10 protein-coding genes are annotated in these 10126 nt (G+C 63.8%); 4 read left to right on the forward strand and 6 right to left on the reverse strand.

Going from position 1 to position 10126, the window contains the following annotated elements; translation table 11 throughout:
- Window positions 1–16 precede the first annotated feature (16 nt).
- From XH80_RS10980 to XH80_RS10990, 3 genes are all read right to left on the reverse strand, one after another.
- Window positions 17–1189, reverse strand: a complete 1173-nt coding sequence (locus XH80_RS10980) for a hypothetical protein (RefSeq protein WP_271598609.1) — start codon at window positions 1187–1189, stop codon at window positions 17–19.
- 227 nt (window positions 1190–1416) lie between these two features.
- Entirely contained in the window at window positions 1417–3000 is a 1584-nt protein-coding gene (locus tag XH80_RS10985) for a hypothetical protein (RefSeq protein WP_271598610.1), read from the reverse strand.
- Window positions 3001–3061: 61 nt separating this feature from the next.
- Entirely contained in the window at window positions 3062–4879 is a 1818-nt protein-coding gene (locus XH80_RS10990; RefSeq protein WP_271598611.1) for a CHAT domain-containing tetratricopeptide repeat protein, read from the reverse strand.
- Window positions 4880–5154: 275 nt separating this feature from the next.
- On the opposite strand from XH80_RS10990, the gene XH80_RS10995 reads away from it, so the two are divergent.
- From XH80_RS10995 to XH80_RS11010, 4 genes are all read left to right on the forward strand, one after another.
- Window positions 5155–5544, forward strand: coding sequence for a DUF350 domain-containing protein (locus XH80_RS10995; protein ID WP_271598612.1), 390 nt, complete (start codon window positions 5155–5157; stop codon window positions 5542–5544).
- Between the two features lie 17 nt (window positions 5545–5561).
- On the forward strand, window positions 5562–5948 hold the full coding sequence (locus tag XH80_RS11000) for a hypothetical protein (RefSeq protein ID WP_271598613.1): 387 nt from the start codon (window positions 5562–5564) through the stop codon (window positions 5946–5948).
- 80 nt (window positions 5949–6028) lie between these two features.
- Window positions 6029–6274: a hypothetical protein gene (locus XH80_RS11005; RefSeq protein ID WP_271598614.1), complete on the forward strand. Its 246-nt coding sequence runs from the start codon at window positions 6029–6031 to the stop codon at window positions 6272–6274.
- Between the two features lie 3 nt (window positions 6275–6277).
- Window positions 6278–7438 (forward strand): glutathionylspermidine synthase family protein, encoded by a 1161-nt coding sequence (locus XH80_RS11010; protein ID WP_271598615.1) that lies wholly within the window; start codon window positions 6278–6280, stop codon window positions 7436–7438.
- A 66-nt stretch (window positions 7439–7504) separates the two neighbouring features.
- On the opposite strand, the gene XH80_RS11015 is transcribed toward XH80_RS11010, so the two are convergent.
- The 3 genes from XH80_RS11015 to XH80_RS11025 form a co-directional block, all read right to left on the reverse strand.
- Window positions 7505–8377: a CheR family methyltransferase gene (locus tag XH80_RS11015; protein WP_271598616.1), complete on the reverse strand. Its 873-nt coding sequence runs from the start codon at window positions 8375–8377 to the stop codon at window positions 7505–7507.
- Window positions 8374–9573 (reverse strand): protein-glutamate methylesterase/protein-glutamine glutaminase, encoded by a 1200-nt coding sequence (locus XH80_RS11020; protein WP_271598617.1) that lies wholly within the window; start codon window positions 9571–9573, stop codon window positions 8374–8376. The genes XH80_RS11015 and XH80_RS11020 overlap by 4 nt, the downstream gene beginning before the upstream one ends.
- A gap of 74 nt (window positions 9574–9647) precedes the next feature.
- Window positions 9648–10013: a response regulator gene (locus XH80_RS11025; RefSeq protein WP_007600538.1), complete on the reverse strand. Its 366-nt coding sequence runs from the start codon at window positions 10011–10013 to the stop codon at window positions 9648–9650.
- Window positions 10014–10126 lie beyond the last annotated feature (113 nt).

The following is a 10126-nucleotide window of genomic DNA, read 5'->3' on the forward strand; positions in this document are numbered from 1 at the left end:
CACACCGCCCGCTCGATCATTTGCCCTTGCAGTTGCGATTGACCTTCGGCGGGTTCTGGGTGTCGTCGAGCGCGCAGAACGGAATCGACCAGACGAAGTCCGCCGAGGTCGCGATCTGCGACAGACCGCTCATGCCCTGGAAGATCGGCGGCTGGCTGGAGAAGCTCCAGTACCAGCTCGGCTGGATCGGTCCGAGCGGGGCGCCATTGTCGTCAAATCCCGCGCCGCTGGTCGGCGCACCCTTGCTGTCCCAGGCGGCGCGGCCATGACAAGTGATGCAGGAGGATTGATCGACGAAACCGTCCTCAGTCACCGAATTGCCGAGGCGAATGTCGAGCCCTGTGGCATCGGTGAAATCGGTCTGCGATCCCTTCAGACAATAATTGGCAAATGCCGGATCCCAATCGGCGGATGCAATCATCGCCGACAGCGCCGGCGTCTTCGCGCAATCGGGGTAACCTTGGCCCGGCTGCTGATTGGGCGCTACCGGGCTGGTCTGCGCGCCGAACGAGTCCCGGCAGCCGATGATGTCGCAGCGCCCGGGATTGAACTTGTGCTCGAAGGTGGCCCAGGTCCAGTTCGGCACTGCCTTGGAGATGATGTGCATGGACACGAAGGCATATTGCTTGCCGTCCGCGCCGGTGTTGACGTGGTACAATTTTGGCACATCGCCGACCGCGACCTTGCCGTTGGTGAAGGAGGGAATGTCCGTCACCAGCTGCCAGTTCGCCTTCACCTCCATCGCGCCGACCGGGAACGTGATGGTCTTGCCGAACGCGGCGCGGAGGCCGGATATCTTGTACAGGTTGTTCTGGACGATGAAATCGAACGAGTCCTTGTTGCGACGGGATTCCTCCAGCACCCCCTTGCCGGGCGGAATCGCCGGAAGCAGCTTGCCGGCCCGCTGCAGCGCGAAGCGGCCGAGCTCCGGCACTGCCGGTTCATGCAGCTGGAGCGGCACCGCCGTCGTCGGGAATTGCGGGTTCACCTTGAACGTATCGCTGTCGCTGGCCCAGGTCTCGAATAGCGCATTGTTGCCGCCGGCGCGCGTATTGACCTGGATGAAGAACTGCCAGGCGAGCTGATCCGGCGCATCCATCGCCGGATTGGGCACCGATTGTGCCGCAACAGGAATGGTACCAAGCAGAAGCCAACAGCAACCGAGCGCGATCTTGACGGATGACCTCATCGTCGTTCTCCTCGAAGATTTCAGGGGCGATGCCTGAGAAATGACCGGAGACGCCGCGGCGGCGGCCTCGCCGCGCGGCAAACACCATAGGTTGCAATTCACCTTAACGACGATTTCAGATTTTGGTATGAATGAGTTCACAGTCCGCGGCGATATTTGCGACGGAAATCCGCGATGCCGCCCCTCACCCCGCCGCAAATGGCGGGGTTTTCGTTTTTGCGGCTTGGTCAGGCGCTGGCGAGTGAAGTGGTGGCCATAACAGGCCTCTTGACCGGAACGCGCGAGGCGGCCTCGCGCAGCCAGGCCATGAAGGCGTAGCCGATGGTGAAGCCGAAGCCGAAGGTCGGCAGCACGAAGGACCAGACGAAGGTCCAGCCGGAGACGTTGTCGACGACCTCCATCACCGGCATCGGGCTGAGCCGGTGGATCGCAAGCAGCACCCACAGCAGCACCGTCATGCCGCCGCCGAACACGAGTCCATCGCGCATCCGCCGCGTCTTGCGCGACCGCTTGCCCCAGGTCGAATCCTGCACCAGCAGCGCCGCCATCGCGGCGATCCCCCAGGGGAAGATCAGGATCGGCAGCTCGTGCAGGACGACGTCGAGATAGGGCCTTTGCGGAAACTGGTAGAAGTCGAACGCGGCCTGGACAGGGAAAAGGATCAGCGCGCCCCAGAGGCCGACCGTCAGAATGAAGCCGACGGGCAGCCGGCCGAAGATGGTCTCGTTCGCGAAGGCGTATTGCCGCTTGAAATAATACACCAGCCAGAAATTCACGATGAGATAGAGCGGCGTCATCAGCAGCGTCCGCATCATGCCGACATCCTGGTCTCCGGGCATGTGCACGATCTTGCCCGACCCGAGCAGCCAGGCCAGGCACCAGACGAAGCCGAAGCCCGCCGCAACCGCGACGAATTTCGCGATGCCAGGCGGAGCCGGCTCCAGCGTGAAGCCGATCGCGCCAAGCCGCTGGCGGCTGCGGGCAAACGTCCATTCGCCGGCGAGCGCTGCGCGCGCGGCGAACAGCAGCAGATTGTTGAGCAGCGCATCCATGTCCTTGCGCAGATCCTCGAGCATGCATCCGGCCGCGGTCTGGGCGGCGAGCTGAAGCTGGCTGACCACGGTGTGGCGGGTCGAGAGCTTGTCGAGCGCCTGCCAGTCGTCAGGCTCGACATGGCTGTCCTCCATGATCGCACCGTAGATCTCGGTGCTGCTCTTGAGCACGCGGACGGTGCGGAAGCAGAGCGCGTCATAGACCGCGAGCAGTTCCGCATAGAGATCGGAGTTGCGCTCCATGAAGCCCTCATGCTCGCAGGCCCAGCGCTCCAGGTGAAGCATCAACGCGGAAATCTTGAGGAAGCGCGACTGGATCGCGGTCGATTGCGTGGCGCGGAAATCGTCGATCTGGTAGCCGACCCTGGACAGCTTGCGCTGCAGGCTCGGCATGTCGTCCGGACCGACCTGGAAGGGAGCAGCGGCCAGCGCCTCGCGCAGCGCGAGCGCGGCGACGGGAATGCCGGCCAGTTCCTGGCAGAATTTGCGCCACGCTTTCGGCGCCACCGGAATGAGCCAGACGAACATCAAGAGCCAGACCGATGCGAGCGGCGACAATTTGTCGGGCAGAACGGCGTAGATCACCAGGAACGGCGTGATGAAGACCGCGAGACCGAACAGGAACAGCGGCCGCGTCGTGAAGGAGCGCGTGCCTTTCATCGTATGGAAGCGGAACCAGTAGAACAGCACGACCAGAACCGGTCCACCGAAGGACTCGAAGATCGCATTCAAGGGATCGACGACATGAGCGATCTGCACGATGAACTCCTATTGCTAGGGTTCGCTGTTGAAAGGCGCGCCGGACAACACTCGCGAGAAATCAGGCAGCCTGGGCGACCATCTTGGCCTTCTGGACCAGGAGATCGATATTGTCGGGGGCCAGCGCAATCGCGCTGTCCATATCGTTCTGGGCCTTCACCACGTCCTTGATCAGGGCATAGGCATTGGCGCGCGACACCAGATATTTCGGCTCGTTCTCGTTGGCCGCGATCGCCGTGCCGAACGCCTTGATCGCCTCCTCGACATAGCCGCGCTTGTCGTCGGTGCCGGCGGCGGTCATGCTGACGACGCCTTTGATCCAGTAAAACTCCGGGTTCTTCGGCTTCAGCTTGATCGCTTCGGTGATGTCGCTCAGTGCATTCTCGTAGAGACCGACCGTCACGTTGAAATTGGCTCTTCGCACGAAATATTCCGGCTTCGTAGGGTCGAGCTTGAGCATGTAGGCGAAGCTCGCCGCGGCCTTCGAGATCTGCTTCTGCTTGTGCTGGAGCGTGCCGAGATCGAAATAGACCTTTGCGAGCTGGGCCGAGAGCTCGGCATCGTCGGCCAGGAGACCGTGAAGCTCCTGTCCGCGCCGGGTCAGGTCCTCCAGCGCCTCGATCGTCGTCGGGGCAATCAGCAGCGCCTCCATGAACTCATCGCGGCGCTGCTGCAGCATCTCCTTCGAGGGCCGCGCCGCCTCTGGCGGGGCCGCCTGCGGCTGCGGTGCTTCGACGTCGAAGATGCGGCCGTCGGGCGAGCGCATGTAGAGGACCGGAATGCCCCACTCGACGCGGGACTTCTCCTGGATGAATTTGCGCGCGAGCGTCACCGCATCGTCGATCGGACGGTTGCGCGCAAGCGCGGCGTAAAACCCCTCCGACATCGAGATCGCGGCGTTGTCGGTGATCGGAAACTGCATCGCCACCACGGCGGGCAGCCATCCCGTCTTCATCAAGCCGATCGCCGGATTGCCGAAGCGGTCGCCGACATTGATCCTGGCGCTCTCGCAGCAATTGAGCACGATCAGGCGCAGGCTGCGTCGTGCTCCCGTCAGCATCATCGCAAGATCGGAGGCGAATTTCTTCACCGGCTTGCCGTCCTCGTCGACCATGACCACGAAGCCGGATGCCCCCGCGCCGGGCAAGGCTTCCTCGACCCCGCCATGCCCGATGAAGTGGAAGATATGCCACTCGCCTTCCAGCAGCTTCTTCATCAGGTCTTTGCCGGTCCCGCCGGGGACCCACTGGAAATCCACCTTGCCTGCGTGCTGGAGCGCATCGATGCCCTTGTTGATGCGGTCGCGCTCCTTGACGACGTTGAGCTTCGGCCATTCGCTGGTCGAGGGATCGGCGATCATGCCGAGAATGCGCAACGGTCCCTTGACGCCCATCCGGCCGACGCCGCCGGCGGTCTCGAGATAGCGCACGATGGGGCGCGTCAGGCCGACGAAGCGGGGCATGTCGTCTTCGTCGTAGAGATATTCCCAGGGCAGCCCGGCGAGGTCAGCGGCCTCGATGCGCAGCTTGATCCTCAGATCCTGCGCCGCGCCCTTGCTGCGCTCATAGATCCGCTGGATCGACGGCACGTCGATGAAGATGCTGCGAAACACGCCGCGACCAAAATCCTGCAGCACCTGCTCGCCGCGCGTGGTCGGACCCTGGCTTTTCTTGTCGTCGATCTCGAGGACGGCGTTTTCAAGTTCGCCGCGCAGCTTGGCCAGTTCGCCGGGCGCGGAGAACCAGAACTTCACCTGGCTCTTCGGCGCCTCGCCGGCCGGCGACCTGACGACACGGCCGTAATATTGCTGAGGGCCGCCACCCACGGGCAGATCGGAGCCGATCTCGAGCTCGAAATCTTCGTATTCGGCAACGGGCATTTTGAGCCTCACTCAACAAGATTCTTGATCTGAACGAAGCATCCCTCGAATGAGCGCGGCCGATCAAAACTGACGGGCGGCGGCAAAACAATGGCTCAGACTATCACACACAACCTCGAGACGCATTTGTGAAGCATGTCTCATGCGGCCCGAATTTTTGTGCGGTGCCCGGGCGCAAGCGGTGCCGGTTCTTTCTGGGGATCGAACCTGCCCGCCCGGTGCCGCGACTAAGCGATCGTGCCAGAATTCGCGGCGCAACCGTCGGACCTCTCCTCATGATCCTGCAATCGCTCGCCGGCCTGCCCGCCTTCCTGGTCTATTTCTGCACCGGGCTGATCGCGATAGTGGCATATCTGTTCGTCTACACGCGGATCACGCCGCACAACGAGTTCCAGCTGATCCGGGACAACGACCCTGCCGCGGCGATCGCGCTCGGGCTCAGCCTGCTCGGCTTCGTGGCACCGCTGTTCAGCGCGATCGCCCATTCGGCCAACGTGCTGGACTGCATGGTCTGGGCTTTCATCGCGCTGATCGTGCAGGTCGTCAAGATCCCGGTACCCAACCTGTCGGGGCGGATCGCCGCCGGCGAACTGGCGCCCGCCATCTGGCTCGGGTTGTCCTCGCTCGCCGCGGGCCTCCTCAACGCCGCCTGCATGATTTACTGACATGGTAGCGAAGTGACATGGCCAACAAACCTCCCAGCCAGGAGTTCGGCAAGCGCCGTCCGCGCCTGCCAGCGGACTTGCCGCTACCGCCGCGGGAGCCGGTCAAGCGCTCGGGCCATGTCGCGCTACTGGTGATGGGGACGATCGCGGTCGGCACCACCGCCTTCATGCTGATGCCGCGGGGAAACTGCGATCCCACGCCTCCCGGGGCGACGGCGCAGACCAACACCAATTGCAGCAGCAGTTCTTCGGGCAGCGGCTCGCACTGGTCGTCGCGGTCGGGCTTCTACAGCAGCGACTCCTCCGGTCATTCTTCGTCGGGAGGCTCGTCCGATGCAGGCTCCGGCGGCGTCACGCGCGGCGGCTTCGGCTCGTTCGCGCATGCCTTCTCGGGCGGTAGCTGACACGCGCGGTTTTGAATTCAACGCCGCGCGCGAGCCTGCTTTAAGTAACCACTGTTCTAAATCGCGCGGGAGGACACCTCATGAAGCGCTCGCGAAGGGTCATGCTCACGTTGATGGGAAGCGCGGCGGCCGGCGCCGTCTCGATGGGATTTGTGAACCGCGAGCGGCCCTGCGGCTCCGGCCTCGAAGCCGTTCCCGGCATCGGCGGCAAGCCCTATTGCCGGCCGAGCCATGGCGGCTTCGGCGGCACGCTGCATCGCATGCATGGCGGCCATCCCGGCCAAGGTCATGGCGGTCATGGCGGTCATGGTCACGGCGGCGGCTGACACATGCAACGCATCCTTTGTCCCGAGCGCGACGACTGGCAACAGACTGCCGAGCAATGCGGCTTCGCCTTCCACACCATCGACGGCGAGCGCTATTGGGACGAGCGCGCCTACTATGCCTTCACGCTCGCCGAGATCGAGCGCGACATCGAGACGCCGACCGGCGAGATCGATGCGATGTGCCTCGAGCTTGCCGGCCGCGTGATCGGCGACGAGCGCCATTTGCGCCGGCTCAAGATTCCGGAAGCATTTTGGGACCTCATCGCCGAGAGCTGGGAGCGCGACGACCGCAGCCTGTATGGCCGGCTCGACCTGAAATTCGACGGCGCCGGTCCCGCAAAGCTGCTCGAATACAATGCTGATACGCCGACCTCGATCTTCGAGGCCGCGGTGTTTCAATGGACCTGGCTCGAACAGGCGATCGAGCGGCGCATCATCCCCGCGCGCGCCGACCAGTTCAACTCGATCCACGAGCGGCTGATCGCGGCGTGGAAGGACATTGCCTCGAACAAGCATCTGCACCTCACCGGCACCACCGCCAACGAGGAAGACGCCGGCACGCTCGCTTATCTCGAAGACACTGCGCGCCAGGCGGGCCTCTCCACGACGCTGCTCGACATTGAAGATATCGGCTGGCGCAACGAGGCAGGCGGTTTCGTCGACCTCGATAACCGCGACATGGAGCTGGTCTTCAAGCTCTATCCCTGGGAGTGGATGTTCCACGACGCCTTCGGGGCGAAGCTCAAGGGCGCGCCGACGCGCTGGATCGAACCGCCATGGAAGGCGTTGCTTTCCAACAAGGGCATTCTGCCCCTGCTCTGGGAGATGTTTCCAAACCATCCCAATCTGCTGCCGGCCCATTTCGAGGACGATCCGCGCGCCGCCGAGCTCGGCAGCTCCTATGTCCGCAAGCCGCTGCTGTCGCGCGAAGGCGCCAATGTCACGCTGGTGTCTGCCGGAATGTCACTCGACGAGCACGAAGGTCCCTACGGCGCCGAAGGCTTTATCCGGCAGGCGCTGTCGCCGCTGCCGAGTTTTTCCGGCGTCTATCCGGTGATCGGGAGCTGGCTGGTGAACCACGAGCCGTGCGGACTTTCGATCCGCGAGGACGAGAGCCCGATCACGGGCAACAGCTCGCGGTTTCTGCCGCATGCGATTTTGTGAGACACCCGAATGGTTATGGATTCCGGACTCCGCGCTTACGCGCGGCCCCGGAATGACGAGGAGAGTTCACCGCGCCGCGGCGATCTTCAGCGGCTGCGGCATCAAGCCGCCCATCGGGCGACCAGACCGCGCTGGATTGAGCTGGTAGAGCCCACGACGATCGGACACGGGACGGAATGCATCGGTGATGCCGACGACGGATTCGGCGGCACCCAGCAGCAGCGTGCCGTCGGCTTCCAGACCCTTCGCCATGTGCTCGAAAATCATGGCCTTGGTGTCCTGATCGAAATAGATCAGCACGTTGCGGCAGAAGATCACGTCGAACGTGCCGAGATGGGAGAAGTCCTGCAAAAGGTTGAGCTGGCGGAATTGCACCATGGCGCGGACATCGGCATTGAGCTGCCAGACGTCGCTCGCTTGCGTGAAGTATTTCATCAGGAGCTGGATCGGCAGGCCGCGCTGCACCTCGAACTGGCTGTAGACGCCGGCCTTGCACTTCTCCAGCACTTCCTGCGAGAGGTCGGTCGCGACAATCTCGATGCGCCAGCCTGCGAGTGCCGCGCCCATCTCCTTCAGGCACATCGCGATCGAATACGGCTCCTGTCCCGTCGACGAGGCCGCCGACCAGATGCGCAGCGACTTGCGCGCGGCGCGGGCCTGGATCAGGCCGGGCACGATGCTGTCGCGCAGATGATCGAACGGAATCTTGTCGCGGAAGAAGAACGTCTCGTTGGTGGTCATGGCCTCGACCACATCGGTGGCAAGGCGGCCGTCGCCGTTCCTGATCTTGAGAACGAGATCGGGAATGCCGGCAAGGCCGGCCTTGCGGGCCAGCGGCAGCAAGCGGCTCTCGACCAGATATTGCTTGTCGGGCGAGAGATCGAGACCGGAGCGTTCTTTCAGGAATTTGCGCAGATACTCGTAGTCCGCCGGCGTCACGTGCGGTCTCCCGCGAACAGGCGGTTGACCTTGGCGCCGATCTGGTTGAGCGGCAGGATCGCCGCGCAGATGCCGGCATGGGCGGCCGCACCGGGCATGCCCCAGACGACGCTGGAGGCTTCATCCTGCGCGATCACGCTGCCGCCGGCCGCGACGATGTCCTTGCCGCCGCGCATGCCGTCCGAGCCCATGCCGGTCAGGATCACGGAGAGAATGTTGCCGTGCCAGACATCGATGGCGGAGGTGAAGAGCGGATCGACCGCAGGCTTGCAGAAATTGACGGCGGGACCGTCGTCGAGCGCGATGGCGGCGTCCGCGCCATTGCGCACGACGCGCATGTGCTTGCCGCCGGGCGCGAGATAAATGCGACCCGGCTTCACCGGCTCGCCATCGACCGCCTCGGCCGCCGGCTTGCGGCTCGAACGCGCCAGGTGTTCGGCGAGAATGGTGGTGAAGGTCGGCGGCATGTGCTGGGTGATCAGCACTGGAAAACGGTCGATGACGGGGCCGAGCTCGGTGACGAGCGCCATCAGCGCCTGCGGGCCGCCGGTCGAGGAGCCGATCAGCAGCACCTTCGGTGCCTGGGTCGAGAACGGACGTGTGGATAGCGAACCCGAGGGGGCGGGCGCAGCCGGGGCCGGTGCGGGCGCGGCAGGCCGCGCAACAAACGATGTCCGCGCGGCCGGCACAGCAGGGCTCGCGGGCGCGAGCGGCGGGCTCGCTACGGCCGGCTTCCGGCGCAGCCGCGCGCCGAGATGGCGGATCTTCTGGATCAGATCGTGATGGAAGATATCGGCGGCCGATGTCTCGCGCGTCGATTCCGGTTTGGGAATATAGTCGGCCGCGCCGAGCGACAGCGCTTTGAAGCTGATCTCCGCATTGCGGCGGGTCAGCGTCGAAGCCATGATGATGACGAGATCGCGCTTCTTCGCCAGCAGTTGCGGCAGCGCCGAGATGCCGTCGAGCTCGGGCATTTCGATATCGAGCACGGCGACGTCAGGATTGATGCGTTCGAGCTGGTTGACCGCCTCGAGCCCGGTGCGAAGCGACGCCGCGACCTCCATGTCGTGCTCGGCTCCGATCCAGCGCGAGATCAGACCGCGTATGACGACGGAGTCATCGACGATCATCACCCGCAGCGGCCCGGCCTCACGCGACGGGCTCATGATCGATTTTCCTGCGAACGCCACACTCATTACTCACCAACTCAGACTGAAACGGTTTAGTTGACAACAAACGCCGAAGGAGCCGTCCAGCCTCCGGTGTTTGCTCAGATCAAGCCGACTTCCTGGAACTTCGCGGTCACGATGTCCTTGTCGAACGGCTTCATGATGTATTCGTTGGCGCCGGCGTGCAGCGCGCGCGCGATGTGGGCGACGTCGTTCTCGGTGGTGCAAAACACCACCTTGGGCTGGTCGCCACCCGGCATGCGGCGCAGATGACCGAGGAACTCGTAGCCGTCCATGACCGGCATGTTCCAGTCGAGCAGCACAGCATCGGGCAGGCCGCGCTTGCAGGCCTCCAGGGCCTTCTCACCGTCCTCGGCTTCGAGAATCTGGAAGTCGAGGCCTTCCAGGATCCGGCGCGCAACTTTGCGGATGACGCTGGAATCATCAACGACGAGACAAGTTCGCATGTGAGCCTCTGCTTCCTATCCCCTGTGAGGGGGACTTCCAATTGATCGTCGGCGGCGATGCCGCCGTATCAGGCCGCCATCATCTCGGGCGCAAGCTCGAGGACGCGATCGAC

It is taken from the genome of Bradyrhizobium sp. CCBAU 45384, from assembly GCF_028128665.1.
In the GTDB taxonomy this organism is placed as follows: domain Bacteria; phylum Pseudomonadota; class Alphaproteobacteria; order Rhizobiales; family Xanthobacteraceae; genus Bradyrhizobium; species Bradyrhizobium manausense.